The sequence below is a fragment of the Terriglobus sp. RCC_193 genome (assembly GCF_041355105.1).
Lineage (GTDB): Bacteria > Acidobacteriota > Terriglobia > Terriglobales > Acidobacteriaceae > Terriglobus.
In genome coordinates, this window is record NZ_JBFUPK010000001.1 from 1,269,571 (window position 1) to 1,286,749 (window position 17,179).

Genomic DNA, 17,179 nt, shown 5'->3' on the forward strand with positions numbered 1-17,179 from the left:
ATACGTACCAGTACGTATTCTATCCTACGTAATCCCACATCGTAGCAAAAACGTGTGCGGCGCCGAATCGGGGGCGGGCCTTCGTGACGAGTCAAACTTTTTGTTGCCTTAAGAGCCACCTCTTCGCGGCTTCGATGTAAAAGAACTTTCGAGCTGCCCCCATGTGATCGACATCCGCAAACGTAAGGAAAGTGATGTTGCCGCCTTTCCCTAGGTAATCGTCAATTTGTGCGGTAAGTTTCTTCTGGTCGCTAATCGGGAAGATCAACGCGGGATCGAGTCGCTCTTGAGGTCGCGTGACCTTGGCTCCTGCTTGCTCCCAGATGGGAACGCACTTTTCATTCCATGTGGTCGATTTGGCGTCGTTCTCTCCAGTGAGGATGAGGACATTCTGCTTGGTGAGATTAACGACATCACCAGGCCGTTGCTGGCCGGCAATGATCAGACCGGCAGCGAATGTCTGCGGGTGCTTCGCCATCATCCAGAGGGATGTCATGGCTCCCATAGACCAGCCGGTGGTGTAGACCCTTTTCGGATCGATCTTTAAGACCTTGTCCACTCTGTCTTCCAGATTCGGGTTGCCGTAGTTCCAGGTGTTCTTGAGGAAGGACTCGACGAGTCTGTACGTGTTCTCGACGTCGTAGGTGTGCTCCCAATAATCGTTCATGGTGGTGCGCTCATAGCGCGGCGTGATCACCACACACTCACGCTGTGCCTGTTCCTCCGGCAACCCCCAGATGCTGGCGATCACGCCATCAGTGAGTGTCTCCGCAGACGTCCCGGTATAGCTTGTTCCCGAATGCGTGATGGCAATGACCAGCGGGTATTCCTTGTTCTCCCCACCGTTCTTCAGGAAGGACTTTGGGAGGTAGATGCTGTACTCCAACATGGCAGAACGCGTGTCATCCCACCACCAGTGGCTTTGCTCCCAGGCACTGATCCCCCGAACCATGACGTTATTGCCGCGTCCAGCTACGTTGTCCATGCCAGTTGTAGTTGCGGCGTAGACCCTGCCGTCAATGGTCTTGATCCCTTTGTCCTGCGCGATGGAGACCCTATCGCTGTCGGCGCTTTGGGCGCTCAAGTCCGGATCATGCGCGAATTCAGCGATGACGTACTTGCCGGAGATGTCTTTCCGACTGTTCAGTAGTCCAGGTTCTGCGTTGGTGTAGACAGCCGCGACTGTGCGGGGCTTGGACACCGATACGGTTGCATTTTGTGCCATGACTGGACCGCCTGGCAGGCCCCCACCGCCCGGGCCACCGGGAGCACCCATCATTCCGCCGCCGGCACCTCGGACGGCAGGGAAAACGTTGGCAGTGTATGTATCCAACGCTAGGCTTGAGGGATCAATCACGGCGTCGTACTGGATCGCGATGCCGTAAACCTTTTTGCCACCGCCCGTCACCTCACAGAGGGCGTAGATCGTTTGAATGCCCGGAGCCTTCTTCGCTCCGCGTCCGGGCCCGCCCGGTCCTCCCGCCGCCTGAAAGTCTCGTGCATTCCCGTCAGGAGCTTGCTGGGCTTCGAGTTGAGGAAGAGCCGAACCGGCGAGAAGCGCACCCGCCATCGAACTCACCTTCATGAAAGCTCTACGCGTTAAATCATTCATTTCGCTATCTCCTTGAATTCATAGACGACGCCAGACGTGGCGAGACTACGTCCTGATGTGAAAGCCGCTACGGCCAAAAAATAGATAACCGGCCAGTCAGTAATTTGCATCATACTAGTTGTATGCAGGATGATTTGAAATTTCGACGGCGCAAAGCGGCTCGGCCACAGGAGATCGTTGACGCAGCAGCGGATGTATTCGCGGAGAAGGGGTTCGCTGCGAGCAAACTTGAAGACATCGGCAAGCGTGCCGGAATCTCCAAAGGCACACTGTACCTGTACTACCCGACGAAGGAAGCGCTGTTTGAAGCGGTGGTGAAGTCCTACGCATCGTCGACGCTGAGCGATATGCAGGACCTCATCGCAAATGCGGAAGGAAGCATCGTCGATTTCTTGCCCAGGCTTTTCGCAGCGGCTTTAGAGAAGATCGGAACCAGCCGCATCCCTGCTGTCGCAAAGATGGTGATCTCGGAAGCTGGAAATTTTCCTGAGCTTGCCCGGCTATGGCAGAGCCAAGTCATTGCACCGATGCTTGCTGCGTTCCGTGAACGGATACGGCGGGAGCAGAGCTCAGGACAAATCGCTGCAGGTCCACCTGAACTCTATGCGATCTGCATGATGTCACCCATGGTCATCTCGTTACTGCTCCGTGAAGCGTTCGGAGGCACGCTTATGCCACCGGAACTGCTCGCTCAACTGCCAGGCATCCACTCTCGCGTCCTCTCTCAAGGACTTTCCGGCGCTGCACCGAAGCGACCGGGTAAAAAAGCAGCGCAACCAAGCAGGATTCGAAAAGTGTCACCGAATAAAGGAGCAGTTTAATGAGCGAACAAGTATTGATCGTAGGAGCGGGCCCCACCGGCATGGTGTTAGCGCTCTGGTTGAATAAGCTCGGCGTGAAGTTCCGCATCTTGGACAGGGCCCCCGGCCCCGGCACCACGTCGCGTGCCATGGCCGTTCAAGCACGCACGCTGGAGCTTTACCAGCAATTGGATCTTTCCGAGACTGTTGTAAAACAGGGCAAGCTCGGGATGGCGAATAACTTCTGGGCAGGCGGCGTGAAGAAAGCCACAGTGGAACTTGGCGAGCTCGGTAAGGGCTTAACGCCCTACCCCTATATGCTCGTTTTCCCGCAAGATCGCCACGAGAAGTTACTGGCCGACCGCCTAGCGGCTGCCGGAGTCACGATCGAACGCAACGTCGAGGTGCTTTCATACCAAGACCTAGGCACACACATCAGTGCCGTCTATCGGGAGGTGAGCGGCGAGCAAAAAACGATCGATGCACAGTACATTGTTGGATGCGATGGCGCGCACTCGCTTGTCCGCAAAGGCTTGGGGGTGGACTTTCCTGGCGGCACCTACGACAAGGTCTTCTACGTTGCGGACGTTGAGGCAAGCGGGCCCGTAATCGATGGAAACATGCACATCGACTTTGAGAAGTCCGACTTCATGATGGTGATGAACTATGCCGAACCTGGATTGGCCCGGCTGATCGGCACCGTAAAGGCAGCCGACGATGCAGACCTGAAAGCGATGCGTTTTGAAGATGTCTCGCAAGGCGCGATGAAATCGCTCAAGATCGACGTGCACAAGGTGAATTGGTTTTCTGTATACCGTGTTCATCACCGGGTGGCGTCGACCTTCCACAAGGGCCGCGCGTTTATTGCAGGCGATGCGGGGCATATTCATAGTCCGGCTGGTGGTCAGGGTATGAACACCGGCATCGGTGACTCCATCAATCTTGCTTGGAAACTAGCTGCAGTACTTCACGGCGAAGCTACCGAAGCTCTGCTTGACACCTACGATCCCGAACGCCAAACGTTCGCAACAAAACTGGTTCACACGACAGATAAGCTCTTCACCTTGGCGACGGCGGAAGGTGGCTTTGCCAACTTCTTTCGTGCCGATCTCTTTCCCGCGATCATTCCGTTGGCGATGGGAGTGGATTTCACGAAGTCTTTTCTCTTTCACGCGATCTCTCAAATTGATTTGAACTACCGCGAGAGCCCGATAAGCGCCGGAAGCGCTGGCAAAGTTAAGGGTGGCGAGCGTTTGCCCTGGGTGTCTATTGATGGCCGCAGCAACTTCGACTATCTGCCCATGACATGGAACGTGCAGGTGTATGGATCGGCCAGCCCCGCTCTTACTGATTGGTGCAAGCGGAAGAGTCTGCCACTTGCGACGTTCCCGTGGGGTCAAGAATATGACGACGCAGGCTTCAAGAAAGATGCTGTGTACCTGCTGCGCCCCGACACGTACGTCGCTTTCGCCTCCAAGGATCAGGCTGTAGAGAAATTGGATCAGTTCCTTGAAAGCAAAGGCTTGATGCCAGGCGGCTCGCTGAAAAGCTGATGAGGGTGTGCGGGAAGAGTGGAAGGCGCTTGTTGACCTTCCGCTCTTCCCCATAAGCAAACCGCCACACACGTTCGCTTGGTCCTCAACGCGCTTTCGTTTTTAGGAGAAGAAGATGCAACAACAACCGAAGTCCGCCACGTCAGCACTGCAAGCCACAGCAGTGATCGGTGTCACCGATTCCGCATCCGAAGAAACTCGGCCATCGGCTTATCCGACCGAGTGGAACGTAGCCTTCGGCCCTACGGCTCCGTTGCAGATTGCCCCTCCAGCACCCTTTGGTGTCGAGGATGATGGCAACTATCGATTCCCGTTGTGGACCGAACGCTACACAGGTTTCAACCCGCAGGAGGTCGTCTACCCAGCCGGCCTTGTGACCCACATTGGAGCCCCGGCCCTCAAAGTAGCCATCCGCAAACTCCAGGATGTTCCTATCAAGCTCCGCGACGGCGTGACGATCTATGCGGACATCTTGCGGGCTGCGGACGCACCGGCTGATATGAAACTGCCAACGATCATTGCATGGTCTCCGTATGGGAAAACAACGCCCAAAAATCACGCCTTTCAGCATTGGATTGCGCAGTTACCAGTGGATCGAGTGAGTGGTTTGGCTGTCACGGAAGGTCCAGACCCGAATTTCTGGGTGCCCAACGGATACAACGTTGTCCACATCGATCCTCGCGGCGTCAACAGTTCCGAAGGTCATGTGCACTGGTGGGGGAGCGTTAATGCGCACGATGGCTATGACGTTGTTGAATGGATTGCAGAACAGTCTTGGAGCAGCGGCAAAGTTGGTATGTCAGGAGTGTCCTGGCTCGGCCTCAGTCAGTACTACGTAGCGTCGACGAATCCGCCACACTTAGCGGCGATCGCCCCGCGAGCTCACACGGCTGACATCTATCGTCAGTTCTACGTGATGACAGGCGGAATACCCTCCGTCACGCCTTTCTTCAAGGAGCTCATCGATGGGATCATGGGCGACGGCTCTTTGACGGAACGCTTCGATGCAATGGCGGTCGAACAGCCACTCATGAATGCCTACTGGGAGGACAAGCGGGCCAAAGTTGAACATATTCATGGCCCGGCTGTGTATGCGGTCGCTGGCTACGGCGGCTTCGGGTCTACGAGCGACGCAATCCTTGGCATCCCCGACGGCAAGAAATGGCTTCGATACGCGAGAAACTATCATCTTGCCGATTACTATTCGGAAGCTGCTCTCGCACAAGAGAAAGCATTCTTCGACCATTACTTAAAGGGTGCCGATAATGGTTGGGAACGCGATACGCCGAAGGTGGTGGTTGAGGTCTTGGAGCCTGGCGTTGAGACGGGCGTAGCCCTGACCCTAATCGGTAACGAGTGGCCCCTGCAAGACACGGAATACCGAAAACTCTATCTCGATGCCGCGACCAACTCCATCAATACGACCGTCCCCACAGAGGTATCGGTTGCGCCTTACGATGCGATGACAGGCAAACGAGTCTTCATGCATACGTTCGAGCAAGACACAACAGTCGCTGGCTTCATGAAAGGAAAGTTTTGGGTCCAGACGAACGGGGCCAATGATATGGACCTTTTCGTGAGGGTTGAGAAAGTCAAAGGAGACGCAGTTATCCCTCTCACTATCAATAATGCCCGTCTTCGAGTGTCTCTGCGGGAGCTTGATCCTGCGTTATCGACGGATTTTCGTCCTGTACAGAGCTTCCGAAAAAGTCAACTTCTCGCCCCAGACGAAGTGGTGGCGGTTGAGGTTTGGCTTCAATCCCACGCCATGATGTTCCGTAGCGGTGAACAGCTGCGCCTAACAATCGGCGGCAGAGCTCTAGCGGAAACCTCGTTCGGCACAGCTTCCGGACTCAGAACAACAGGAGTCCACACGATTCACGCTGGTTCGGAGCACAACAGTTATCTTCAGATACCCATTCCCTCCGCCGATGCTCGGTGACCCGTATCGAGGTTAATCACTGTGGATCGAGTGCACCTCGCACGTTGGTTCGGCTCCTCCATTGAGGTGCGTTTCTCAGCGAAATCTTAGGAGCAAGTATGACGCTCCTAGACGCCGCCTTCCATAATCACAAATTTTCGGGATGGCCTTTTAGGACGAGTGCTTGATCCAAGGAGGTTGAAACAGCGATGGGTGCAAGTTCCGCAGATGAGCAAGACGGACAAGCCTGGGAGAGCGTTCACGTTTGTCCGAACTGTGGACACATTATCAATCTCGCCGAATTGGACCTAAGAGCAATTACGACAGGAATCGTGACCTGTCCGGTTTGCGAGTGGTCTGGACAAATCGAAATCGGAGTCGTTAACCAAGTGCCTCGGAAGCGACCGCGCTCCGCTGAATAGCGGCACTAAGCTGAAATAAGAAGAGGCAGCTGTTGGTGCTTCTTCCTATCGGGAATCCTGCGCATGTACGCGCGCACAAATTCGCTGGCAATCTTCGAATCGTCGTCTGCTCGGCATACTAGGCATGTCTTCACTCTGAGTCCTGTCTCGTTCAGTGGACGAACCGTGACACCGTTGCGGGCAAGGAGCAGCGCACCAGTTTTCAGCACGATGGCTATTGCAGAACCATCCGCAACAAACGGAAACGCTTCCTCTGGAGCTGTCACATGTTGAATGCTTAGGGGGCGTATGCCACGCTGTGCGGTCGCTCGTGTGATCGCTTCGTACAGCGGGGGATGCATCTTGCGATCAAACATTATCCAATGGCGGCCCGCCATCTGCTCCAGCGTTACCGACGGATAACGCGCCAACTCCTCTCTTTTCGCCATTGCAATGTAGAAGGGCAGTTCGGCGATTTGCACGGAAGTTAGCGCAGGTGATTCGGGCGGCTCGTTTGCGATCGCCAAATCGATCAGACCCGCAAGGAGATCGTCGATCAGATCCATCGAGAACTTGCTCACCAGTTCGACTTTCATTCGCGGATATAGAGGGAGTTGGATGGAAAGAAGTGTGGACACCAAAAACGGATCGGCGTACGGGGTACGTCCGACGTGAAAACATCCGTCCATGTTTTGCATCACCGCTCGGGCCGACTGGACGGCCCTCTCGCCATACAGGAGGGAAAGTCTCGCCTGTTGCACATAGGCTCGGCCAGCATCGCTGAGGACAACGTGCTTGCGGTCACGGTCGAATAGAGGTGTGCCGACCAGCGTTTCAACGTCCTGGATGTTTTTCGTCAGCATCGGCTGACTGATCCGCAATCGACGGGCGGCCCGCCCGTAATGTAACTCCTCGGCTAGCGCGATCACTGATTCCAGCAGCTTTGTGTCGTTCTTGAACATGCCGCGCCCCCATGGTCTCCGCAAAGATGGGGATAGGACATCACTGGCGTTCGGTACTTCAACGTATCGGCGCGCGGGCTCGTCCCATCGTGAAGCTAATAATGCTTAGATGAGAGGGCTGAAGAAAAGGTAGCCATCTCACACTTATCAATGTCGTTGATAAGTGCGCCCTCTCAGAGAATTGGACACGAGCGAGACAGTGAGCCATTTTCAGAGTACGTACGTTATCTCCGCCCCTCACGGGGTCTCTCAAGTGAGGTTGTATGCTCTCTGTCGCGAAAACACATTCACGGACGTTAACGCCGACCTTCGAACCGCTCCTTGATCTCCAGGAAGCGGCCTCTGTTTTGGGAATGCATTGGAAGACGCTGGAGGGCAAAGCTCGACAGCACGAAGTACCTGCATTCAAGGTCGGGAAAAGATGGCGCTTCCGGCTCAGTTCTCTCAATAAGTGGCTGGAAAACGGCATAAAATCGAATACAACCGATCAGGCCGTCGTGACTAGACAGGAGCAAAATCCTTGAAGTTCACTCGGCAGCGTTTTCAACGCGGCACCCTGCGCAAGGTTGCGCGGGCCAACAATCAATGGGCTTGGGAGTACCGCTACCAAGACCCCGTAACCAATAAGAGAAAATCCTTGTTCCTGGGCCTCGATAAGTTTCCCACGCAGACCGCCGCAGAACGGCATCTCGAAGCTTTCGTGCTCAAACTCAATCAAGAGAATCCAACCCTGGCCGTGATGGAGCCGACCTTCGACGCCATTCTTGACCGGTTTATCGAGGACGAACGCATGATGGAAATCAAGCAGAGTCGCCCGGGTGAACATCTCAAGGACGGTGAACTGAGCTATTCGACAGTCATCTCCTACCTCAGCGTCATCAAGCGAGTCCGCGCGAAGTGGGGAACAACCCGCATCACGCGGATGAAGCCGATGCTGATTCAAGCATGGCTCAGAGAACTGGAAGCTGCACCCAAGACCAAGGGCCACATCAAGGCAGTCATGTACCGCCTGTACGAGAAGGCCATGCTGTGGGAGATGGTCGATTGGCAGCGGAATCCAATGGAGTTGGTCGAAATTAAAGGCGTTAGCAAGCGGCAGAAGAAGCCGATCATCCTGACCGTCGAGCAGTATTTCCAGATTCTCGCGTTGCTGCCGGAACCCTACCAAACGATGGTGGTGGTCGCCCAATGCACCGGCCTCCGTGCCGAAGAGATCCTGGCGCTCGAATGGGAGGACATCGACTTCGAGAACCTCAGTATGAAGATCGTCCGGGCGGTCGTACATGGCCGAGTCAAAACCGTGAAGACCGATTACTCCGAGGACGAATTGCCTCTTGATCCCGGCTTCGCGGAGGTTCTCCTGACTTGGAAACGCAGGTTAGGAGCCGAACGTGGTAAGCAAAACGGGATTTCAACCCCACTCATGGGGTTGGACTTGGTGTTTCCCAGCACCTCCACCGGACGACACTTCCATGCGGCGCCGGCCCAGCAGGATTACATCCGTCCGGCTGGCTGCTGCCTTGTGGCGTGTCCAAAGTGCGGTGCGGGTGTCGGCGTCTGGTGTCTTCAGGATGCCAAAACGCCAAACGGAAAGCGACTGCCGCTGCACGACGAACGATGGGAGACTGCCGGAAAGTACGGCAGCGTGGGTTGGCACACCTTCCGCCATACCTATCGTTCCTGGCTGGACAGCACTTCAGCGCCCATCGGAGTGCAGCAGAAACTGATGCGACATGCTCAGGTATCGACCACGATGAACGTGTACGGAAACGCCTTGATGACGGCTAAGCGTGAGGCCAACAGCAAGGTCGTAAAGATGGCATTGAGGAGCGCTTAGGCCCATGCAAAAAACGCCAACCACACTCGATAACTCCCAAGGCGATAACTACGACCGCTCTTATTTGGGGTTATCTGGGGTTGACGTTTTTGCTAAATGGTTGCGGGGGTAGGATTTGAACCTACGACCTTTGGGTTATGAGTGGCCGTGCACTCGCGTATCTAACTGATTTCTTTGGTACGGATAGCCACACGGAAGTAGCGAAAAGTACCCACCAGACACCCTGGTGGGAGCTTATTGGGAGCGCGTTTTGAAGTCCGTTCTGAGGGGCTTTTCGCTCAACGCCTGCGTAATCTTGTTGCGACAAGTAGACCCCGAAAGGATGTTTTTCTGCTTCTGACCCCTGCCCGCTGACGGCAGAGGTTTTTGCCCAATTATGCAGGCTTTATTCAATGTTGAGGTGCTTGGAAGGGTGCAGAAGAGTCTCAAGATGATTAATGCAGACGATCACACAATAATGCCGACACCTCCAACGGTTGCCTCACCCAGGTGAATGAGCGCATTGGCCTGTTATCAACAGTTGAGATTCGAGTTCTTGGTGTGTTCGTGGTCCAAGGCGACTCGCCTACACCGAGGTAGAACTGCAAATCACTTCCGTCATGTCGATGATCTACCAATCCGCCAATACGATCTACGTGCTAGATCTGTAACAGCAAAGTGGTTGGAAACTCCTAGTTTGCTGAAACCACGCGAACTTAATTCGTTGATCGCGAAAGCGACGGGCAATCGGTTCGTGCACTCTTTGCAGCTTGGTCCAATAGGAGGTCGAGCGCGTGCCTATCGAACCATTGGCCCTTGAGCATGACGCCACGAATTGCAGTGGTGTTCCGTATGTCCTCGAGTGGATTGCGATCCAGCAGCACCAAGTTAGCTTCCTGGCCACGCGTTATCGCACCGTAACGACTCTCCTGTTTGTAGAATGACGCCACATTCGACGTAGCGATCCTCAAGACTTCCATTGGCGTGAAGCCGATACTGTGGACCAGGCTCCAGAGTTCGTCATGCAAACTGAATCCCGGGTACATCAACATAACGGCCGTGTCCGTGCCCGCAAGGAACTGCACGCCATCCTGGCTCATCTCTCGATCATTTCTATAAATCGTGGGCAGTTGAGCCTTCAACTTGTCGTATGCAGCACGCCCCTCCGGTCCCCTCAAGTCCTGAGTTTGCTCTTGCCAATCGGCCAGCAGGTAACCGCAGACGTACTTGTTGCGACTATCGAGGACGCCTGCCCTATCGTTAATCCGTCTCACTACCTCGTCATAGGAAAGAGCGGTAAACGCATTCAGATTGGCGGAAGTATCCGACATAAAGAGTCCGGAGTGGGCCATTCTGGTATAGAGAGCTTTTTGTGCCTCGGGTGTCCTGTCTACCAATGGAAACTCGAGCAAGTGCTCCACGCTTTGCAGGCGGCCATCCATCAATTGCTCAGCCGGCGCTACAGGATGAGCGGCAAAGGGTAATCCTTTCTTCTTGGCCTCGTCGCTCACGGCCCGAAAAGTCGGCAGATCGGGTGTCGTCCGCATCTTGATGTGATCGACACCTTCCGAGGCCAGCTTATCTACAGCCGCCCTGCCATCATCGGGATTGCTCAGGCCGATGCGCAGTTTATCCACCGGCTCGATTGTCTTCTCCCGTTTCATCCGAGCGATATTTGCCTGCGATTCCAGCATCTGCCCTGACGTTTTGATCTCTGGTCCTACCCGCGCACCGCGATCGATCTCCAAACGCCATTGCTTTACCTGTTCCAGATCGCTGCCCATGTCCCGCACGCCGGTTATCCCATTAGCGACAAAGAGCGGGAGCGATATTGCACCGGCCTTGCTGAGGTGGACATGTGCGTCCCATAGGCCGGGAATCAGATACTTTCCACTTCCATCGATAAGAGCTGACCCTTTCGGCAAGTGGTCTGCACGCGACTGAATCTTTACAATCCGACGTCTGGATACAATGACGGTTTGGTGATCGGATACGGTCGCGTTCCGCGGGTTGATGACGGTGACATCAGTGATGGCACTGATTTGCGCTGAAGCCGGCGTCGCAACGATGAACGATGCGCAGGCAACCACAAAAGCCCATTGACGCAACATCATCGAAACCTCAACGGTGGATCCTGAATTACTTTTGCCTTTACATTCCCAGTCAACATATATTCGACCATCGCATCGCCAATCGCGGGAGAGGAAACAAAGAGATCGTCGCCATGTCCGGCACCTTCGATGAGGATGCTTTGAGCATGCGTGAAATACCGGCGTACCTCTTCTTCATTGCGGCGAGGTGTACGTCCATCGAGCGTTCCGCTCATGAACAGAGTGGGAACAGCGGAATGAACCGGCATGCGATCCTTTGCCGGAAGGGTCGGTACGCCGACCGCTGGACAAATGTCTGGGATAGGAAAGTCTATATGGGTCAGGAGGTCTATCTTCGTCTGTCTATCTATTTCGGCAAGTCTCTCCGCACTCGCGCCCGACGAGCAGTCCGTAGCAAGAGACATCATGGAATCCACCGGCCCCGATCGTTGCCCCGCGATCTCTTTCGCGGCCTCTTGAACACGACTCGAAGAGAGGTTGCGATGATCGAAATCCAGCAGCAGTCTTGGAAGACTGGCAAGTCCTTCCCTGTCGCCCAGGCTTCCGATCACAATCTGCTCCAAGTCGAAGCGGCCGAGCGTCACCACAACGGCTTGGTCCCCATTTGCAGCAAGCGGAACCCGATAGACTTGTGATGCAGCTGATTGCAGTACTTTTTGCAGCAGCGCTTTAAAGTCCGGAATCTCTTGCTCAAGTCGAGGGTCAGCAGCGATCAGCGTTGCCAGAGTTTCGAGTTGATGCTTGGTGGTGTCTGGAAACTTGAGCGTGCTGTCCGGACCTTCCACACCAGCGAAAATCGCTCTATCGACATGTTCCCCGTGATAGCGAAGTACGGTGAGCCCCAGCGTGGTTCCGTAGCTGCTCCCCCAAAGACGTATCTTTGGCACATGCAATGCCCGCCGCAGCGATTCCATATCGTGCGCGCTTTCAACCACCGTATATGCCGAAAGATCGCGGCCGCGAGACCTCCACAGCGCTGCGCAATCTCGAACTTTTACCTCAAAGGCGTCGCGGAGCGTCGCCAGTGAAGCTGACTGATCGAGCGGGAAGCCAAGATGCTCTTCGCAATCGAGTTTTGGCTCAGAGAGGCCGACACCGCGCTGCTCCAAAGCGATGACATCGCCAGCCGCCCGCATTTTCAGGAAGACGGCACCGCGGGCGCCCTTCGCCAGATGAATCGCCGATCCACCTGGCCCCCCTGCCAGATACACAATCGGCGGTCCGGGAGTGGAAGATGTACTCTTCAGACGGAGGAAGGCCAACGTGACTTTCGCACCATCGGGATGATCGTACCTTTCCGGAACCTCGAAGCGACCCAGTTCGCCAACGACGCGTTGTCCCGCATATTCGTAAAAATAAGGTTGATACCGAACCATCGATCCAGGCTCAGAATGAGCCAGCGATTGTGCACCCCAAAAGCTCGCATAGGCTGCGAAGCAAATCAACATTGGTGGTGTCCTCAGCCCTCGCGTGGCACCGGCCGCAAATTGAACAAAAGGTAGCACGCGGGCTAACTTCGGCATCGGGCCCCTCCACTACACCTGAGCTTCCCTGACATGCTGTTGCATGTCGTTTTGGAATACGATATTCCTCTACCGACAGTTCCGTGAGACCACCGCGTACCATGCAGATTTATCACGCCGAAATGGTCTTGAAATCCGCAACTCCTAGTAACTGAAAGACCTCGACGAGCGCATTATCGCCAATGCACTCATTGATCCTGCCTAGTAACGAAAATGTATGGTCCGCCGCGTGACTGCAAGGATTAGTTCGAGCGAGAAGACAAGTCTGCGCAAATGTATTCGGCCTTTGGGCGGAGATCTTCTCTCCTGGCCATGATGAGTTGCGCGCGTGTCTGTCCTTCTAAGTCGGTCGGTCGTTGTAGACCATTCTCGGTACCAGGCTGCGGACACGCCGTTGTGACTGTTCTTTCGTCCTTGCTGTTCCTGTGCAGACTTCGGTGGGAACTTGATGCGTCGTGCTGGTGCCTCCGCGCGGTTATGCTGCGAGGACAACGTCAGCTGGCTTGTACTCTTCGCCACTCGACAGAACTGCCCATGCGATCCGTGCCAGCTTGTTCGCCATGGCTACCACGACGACGTTCTTGGGAGCCCTACTGTCGAGTCGATCTAACCAGGCTCCGATCGGCGCTCTATCCCGCTTGATGCGCAGCACGGCAGCTCGAGCGCCATGAATGAGGATTTTTCGGAGGTAGACGTTGCCTCGCTTGCTGATGCCCAGCAACTTGGCCTTGCCTCCCGTTGAGTACTGACGAGGCACGATGCCGAGCCACGCTGAGAACTCCCGCCCCTTACGGAAGGCAGCTCCGTTACCGATGGCTGCGACGATCGCCGTAGCTACGACAGGACCGATGCCTGGGATCCGGCGTATCCGAGTGCAGCCGGCATCGGCAACAGAAATCCGTTCCAGCTCATCGCCGAGTTCTGAAAGCTGCTCTTCAACAAGCTTCCACTCGTCCCACAGCCTATCGATCAGCTTGCGCATCATGGGAGTTAAATCGTTCTCTGCGTTCTCGAGAACATCTGGCATGGCGGCCTTGAGACTGGCTGGTCTCTGCGAAAAGACCATGCCGCGTTCCAGCAGAAACGCGCGTATCTGGTTGATGACCGCGGTGCGGCGGGAGACGAGCCGATCTCGAACGCGGTGGATCGCCTGCAGGTCGAGCTGGTCGTCGGTCTTGATCGGGACGAAGCGCATGTTCTTGCGCTCGACCGCCTCGGCGATGGCCTCCGCGTCAACGAAGTCGTTCTTGTTCGACTTCACAAACGGCTTCACGAACTGCGCCGCAATCAACCGCACGTCATGGCCTTGCTGACGCAACGCTCGACCGAGAAGGTGTGCTCCTGCAGGCTTCCAGACCGATCAGCGAAGTCTGCATGTTCGCCGTGAACGCCAGCAGCTGCTTCTGTGAGAACTTCTTCTTCACTAGCACCTTGCCCGATGCCCCCAGTGCAACAAGGTGAAACGTCGTCTTGCCCAGGTCGATGCCTACCGAACGAATCTGCATGTCGATGATCCTCCTGTAAACCGCTGCTTCCATACTCCGCCTCGGCGGAGAGCTACAGCGGCGGACCATCTCATTAGTCGGCTTCGGGAAGGGATCCGTAGACATGAAGCATAGCTGCGGGATCAACGTACCCGTGGCATATGCGCCTATAGTTCGTCTGGACTCGATCAATAGAGTCCAAGGCAAACATCTCCCGCAAGATTGGCTGCAACTCGGCGGTGCATCGCAATGGCAACGGGCCGTGACGTCGGCGACGCGCGACGGGCAGCAAGAGCCTCCGGGGCCACTTCCACATACACATGCGAAACCCGATCCTCGTCGGAGGCTTCTCAGACGATGAGCCTTTTCTATAGCGTAATCTGCTGATTTGGAGGCCGCATCATAAGAAGATGGCCCACCATGATATGTGCTCCGCGGACCTGCTTGATCGCGTACGCTGGCGTCCAATTTCAGTTCGGAAAGAAGTGAAGGCCAAGGGCACCTAGGGAAGGATCGAGTTTGCCTTTGCCACGAAGCACAAGTCTTCGAAGACCCGAGCCTCAAAGACGTTCTGTGTGCCGGCATTCCGAAGAACATCTTCCACTTGCTGCGAGGTCTTGCGATAGGTCTTCATCATTTGAGGAACCGTCGGCCGGGGACCACGTGGTCGAACGAAGGCGTTGCAGAGTTCACGCATCACGCCCTCAACGGTTCCACCGTGGATGTTCGGATCGGTTCCATCCAAGTCGCTCAGAGACTTCTGAAGGCGACGATGACGCGATTCAAAGACGAACCATGTGTGCCGGTCGGGATTCAGAATTTCCCAAGTGATAGTCAGGCCCAGTTCACAGGGCATGTTGAAGCGGGGCGTCGGAGGATGTGTTCTGTCCATCTCGACCCTTGAGAGATCGTGGATGGAGTACCGGCAACTCTGAATCAAAGCGAGGATACGATCCAGCCTGCGCTTGCCGCCTGGGATGCCAAGGGTCGCACGAGGCTGCAGACCCAAGTGGGCGAGGCCGACGATATAAGCGATGTAGAGGCTCCGGAAACGCTGGTCGTATGGGATGTTCAGGAAGACCGCGTTGGGGACGACTGGAGGTGTGGCCACTTCGGCTTCCTCAGCTACTTCTTAGCCACCGTCGGTTTGCTCGTCTGCGAGCTGGACGTGTCACGGCGGCGCGTGACAAATGCTCCACTGACGCTGTCGCGGCGGACCAACTTCAGAAGAGAATTCTGTCGGGTCTTGCTGAGGCCAAGGCTCTTCCCAAACTCTTCGAGCGTGGGAACCGGCGTCGAGATGGTTACGGAGCGTGCCATGACTTTCATCTTATTCGATACGCGAAACGGCTTCCAGATCTTTCGGCTTGACGTTCCTATATGAGCCATCGAGAGACGTATCATATGCGCCTCAGAAAGCCCACGTCTGAGCCTTGAGAGGGTTCAAACGTGGGTTCAATAAGGGTTCGATAAACACTTCTCAGGGCTCCAAAACTGCCTTTTAGCGCCAACCGTGCCCAATGAAATCAATGGGTTACGGCAGCCCGGGTCCCTTTCACGGCGGTAACACGGGTTCGAATCCCGTCGGGGACGCCAATCAAATCAACAATTTGGCCCTCCACTCCGGCTCGGACCCTTTTGTGGCGTCAGGGTCAGCTCCGTACAATTCGACCTCGCAGTTCCAAGGGAGCGTTGCACCCTTTGCGACGTCCAGCGTGACATGACTACGGAGGAAGATCGACCCCGACAGGTATGTACCTCGCTCAAGCCGCACAGTCCCGCGCCGCGCTTGGCGCAGACATCAATGGCTTTTGGATCGCGGCGGTGTCGGATACGGCCATTGCCAACGGCCCGTAATCGGAAATGCCCGACTCCATGCTTTGCACGATCGCGAGCGCTGATCGGGCGTTTTCGACGAGGGTGGCCTGGGCCGCTAGCTTCAGTAAGATTCTTCTCTTCATAATGATGACAGCTTGGAGATGATGACAGCTTGGAGTTTGTCAGAGGCGGATGTTCTTCTGTCGGATACGGTGAGCCCATCACTGCGAACTGAGCCCACAAATTGTGCAAGAGGATCGCCATTCGCAACTTCGCGAATAGGCACTCTGGCTATTGGAAAACGCGCAGCAGTAAACCGTGCACCAAGTGCCGGGAATACTCCACTCGGAAGCTTGAGCGTGTAGCTCCATTGTCGTTGCAATGTTCGCGTGGCGCATGTCCCTGAATGACTTTTAAATCAGATATGGATGCTGAGAGCATTGAGGCATAAGACCGGAAGGTGTGCCATGCGACCTCTTTCATGATCCTGCACGACGCAATGCTGGCACCGGTTATTGACCCCTTAGCGGTCTCACGCAAGATTTCTGTTGCTGACAGCGTTCATTCGGTTTCGCATCAACGTTGAAGCCTGAGGACAAGTCCTCCGCTGATGCGGAGATTGTTCTGTACGTTAGTACCTGCGTTGGGAAACTGGGTGCGTAGCCAGTCGGCTTGAACGGCACGTACGGCGAAGTGCCTGGAGAGACGAAGATCGACACCTCCACCAGCTTGCAGCGCGAAGCTGATGTAATCAGACAGCGCTCCCTGTGGCGACGGAAAGACGCTGTCAAGCCCATGAGCTTCACCGATTAATCCCTGTCCGAAGAGAGCGATCTTGCCTGATGACGTGGTCCAAGCATAGCGAGGCCCAAACACAGTTGTGATCGTTGTTAAATTGACCCCGCTGGTAATATTGCTGGCTCGGGCACCGGTGACGCTTGCTGTTACGCCAAGGCCTCGCCATACTTCGCCTGAGAGTTCCACTCCTCCACCCTGCTGCCAGAAGCTGCCACCTCTGCTCAGGCTGTTGTTTATCGCGGTGTAGGTCAGCGCCAGATCCACTTCGTGCGAAGAGCCACGAGTGCTACTTGCCGTTTGTCCGCTCAGAACCGAGGTTGTGGTTACAACTCCTGTAAGCAGCAGCATGCAAAATATTCTGTTCATTCTCATCTCTTCTC

Annotated in this window: 14 protein-coding genes and 1 tRNA gene; 6 read left to right on the forward strand and 9 right to left on the reverse strand. The window is 55.4% G+C overall.

The genetic code is table 11. From position 1 onward, the window contains the following. Positions 1–91 precede the first annotated feature (91 nt). Complete coding sequence (locus AB6729_RS05330) at positions 92–1,612, reverse strand: alpha/beta hydrolase-fold protein (RefSeq protein WP_371080534.1); 1,521 nt, start codon at positions 1,610–1,612, stop codon at positions 92–94. Between the two features lie 134 nt (positions 1,613–1,746). Here AB6729_RS05330 and AB6729_RS05335 point away from each other — a divergent pair, with 134 nt between their 5' ends. From AB6729_RS05335 to AB6729_RS05345, 3 genes are all read left to right on the forward strand, one after another. Beyond that, positions 1,747–2,433, forward strand: coding sequence for a TetR/AcrR family transcriptional regulator (locus tag AB6729_RS05335; protein WP_371080535.1), 687 nt, complete (start codon positions 1,747–1,749; stop codon positions 2,431–2,433). Beyond that, positions 2,433–3,965, forward strand: a complete 1,533-nt coding sequence (locus AB6729_RS05340; RefSeq protein ID WP_371080536.1) for an FAD-dependent monooxygenase — start codon at positions 2,433–2,435, stop codon at positions 3,963–3,965. The genes AB6729_RS05335 and AB6729_RS05340 overlap by 1 nt, the downstream gene beginning before the upstream one ends. 115 nt (positions 3,966–4,080) lie before the next feature. Beyond that, positions 4,081–5,907, forward strand: a complete 1,827-nt coding sequence (locus tag AB6729_RS05345; protein ID WP_371080538.1) for a CocE/NonD family hydrolase — start codon at positions 4,081–4,083, stop codon at positions 5,905–5,907. A gap of 406 nt (positions 5,908–6,313) precedes the next feature. Here AB6729_RS05345 and AB6729_RS05350 read toward each other — a convergent pair whose 3' ends face one another. After that, positions 6,314–7,249, reverse strand: coding sequence for a LysR substrate-binding domain-containing protein (locus AB6729_RS05350; RefSeq protein ID WP_371080539.1), 936 nt, complete (start codon positions 7,247–7,249; stop codon positions 6,314–6,316). A 263-nt stretch (positions 7,250–7,512) separates the two neighbouring features. Between AB6729_RS05350 and AB6729_RS05355 the strand changes: the two genes are divergently transcribed. Further along, a complete protein-coding gene (locus AB6729_RS05355) occupies positions 7,513–7,773 on the forward strand; it encodes a helix-turn-helix domain-containing protein (protein ID WP_371080540.1) in 261 nt (86 codons plus the stop codon). Further along, positions 7,770–9,086, forward strand: coding sequence for a tyrosine-type recombinase/integrase (locus AB6729_RS05360; protein WP_371080541.1), 1,317 nt, complete (start codon positions 7,770–7,772; stop codon positions 9,084–9,086). The genes AB6729_RS05355 and AB6729_RS05360 overlap by 4 nt, the downstream gene beginning before the upstream one ends. Positions 9,087–9,781: 695 nt before the next feature. Here the strand turns inward: AB6729_RS05360 and AB6729_RS05365 are convergent. The 6 genes from AB6729_RS05365 to AB6729_RS05390 all read right to left on the reverse strand — a co-directional run bounded on the left by AB6729_RS05365 (position 9,782) and on the right by AB6729_RS05390 (position 15,503). Continuing rightward, positions 9,782–11,179 (reverse strand): amidohydrolase family protein, encoded by a 1,398-nt coding sequence (locus AB6729_RS05365; protein ID WP_371080542.1) that lies wholly within the window; start codon positions 11,177–11,179, stop codon positions 9,782–9,784. After that, on the reverse strand, positions 11,176–12,699 hold the full coding sequence (locus AB6729_RS05370; RefSeq protein ID WP_371080543.1) for an alpha/beta fold hydrolase: 1,524 nt from the start codon (positions 12,697–12,699) through the stop codon (positions 11,176–11,178). The genes AB6729_RS05365 and AB6729_RS05370 overlap by 4 nt, the downstream gene beginning before the upstream one ends. A 475-nt stretch (positions 12,700–13,174) precedes the next feature. Beyond that, positions 13,175–13,996 carry an IS110 family transposase gene (locus tag AB6729_RS05375; RefSeq protein WP_371080544.1) on the reverse strand — a complete coding sequence of 274 codons (822 nt, stop codon included), beginning with the start codon at positions 13,994–13,996 and terminating at the stop codon, positions 13,175–13,177. Between the two features lies 1 nt (position 13,997). Next, positions 13,998–14,204, reverse strand: coding sequence for a hypothetical protein (locus AB6729_RS05380; protein ID WP_371080545.1), 207 nt, complete (start codon positions 14,202–14,204; stop codon positions 13,998–14,000). A gap of 481 nt (positions 14,205–14,685) precedes the next feature. Beyond that, entirely contained in the window at positions 14,686–15,294 is a 609-nt protein-coding gene (locus AB6729_RS05385; RefSeq protein WP_371080546.1) for a hypothetical protein, read from the reverse strand. Positions 15,295–15,308: 14 nt separating this feature from the next. After that, on the reverse strand, positions 15,309–15,503 hold the full coding sequence (locus AB6729_RS05390; RefSeq protein ID WP_371080547.1) for a hypothetical protein: 195 nt from the start codon (positions 15,501–15,503) through the stop codon (positions 15,309–15,311). 210 nt (positions 15,504–15,713) lie between these two features. Here AB6729_RS05390 and AB6729_RS05395 point away from each other — a divergent pair. Next, a tRNA-Glu gene (locus tag AB6729_RS05395) sits at positions 15,714–15,779 on the forward strand. 798 nt (positions 15,780–16,577) lie between these two features. Here AB6729_RS05395 and AB6729_RS05400 read toward each other — a convergent pair. Next, a complete protein-coding gene (locus tag AB6729_RS05400; RefSeq protein WP_371080548.1) occupies positions 16,578–17,147 on the reverse strand; it encodes a hypothetical protein in 570 nt (189 codons plus the stop codon). Positions 17,148–17,179 lie beyond the last annotated feature (32 nt).

What these genes read in the sequence shown, in the direction of transcription:
- AB6729_RS05390 (WP_371080547.1), bottom strand. Translation starts at nt 15,503, where the DNA reads ATGGCACGCTCCGTAACCATCTCGACGCCGGTTCCCACGCTCGAAGAG.
- AB6729_RS05340 (WP_371080536.1), top strand. Translation starts at nt 2,433, where the DNA reads ATGAGCGAACAAGTATTGATCGTAGGAGCGGGCCCCACCGGCATGGTG.
- AB6729_RS05345 (WP_371080538.1), top strand. Translation starts at nt 4,081, where the DNA reads ATGCAACAACAACCGAAGTCCGCCACGTCAGCACTGCAAGCCACAGCA.
- AB6729_RS05350 (WP_371080539.1), bottom strand. Translation starts at nt 7,249, where the DNA reads ATGTTCAAGAACGACACAAAGCTGCTGGAATCAGTGATCGCGCTAGCC.
- AB6729_RS05355 (WP_371080540.1), top strand. Translation starts at nt 7,513, where the DNA reads ATGCTCTCTGTCGCGAAAACACATTCACGGACGTTAACGCCGACCTTC.
- AB6729_RS05365 (WP_371080542.1), bottom strand. Translation starts at nt 11,179, where the DNA reads ATGATGTTGCGTCAATGGGCTTTTGTGGTTGCCTGCGCATCGTTCATC.
- AB6729_RS05380 (WP_371080545.1), bottom strand. Translation starts at nt 14,204, where the DNA reads ATGCAGATTCGTTCGGTAGGCATCGACCTGGGCAAGACGACGTTTCAC.
- AB6729_RS05370 (WP_371080543.1), bottom strand. Translation starts at nt 12,699, where the DNA reads ATGCCGAAGTTAGCCCGCGTGCTACCTTTTGTTCAATTTGCGGCCGGT.
- AB6729_RS05400 (WP_371080548.1), bottom strand. Translation starts at nt 17,147, where the DNA reads ATGCTGCTGCTTACAGGAGTTGTAACCACAACCTCGGTTCTGAGCGGA.
- AB6729_RS05330 (WP_371080534.1), bottom strand. Translation starts at nt 1,612, where the DNA reads ATGAATGATTTAACGCGTAGAGCTTTCATGAAGGTGAGTTCGATGGCG.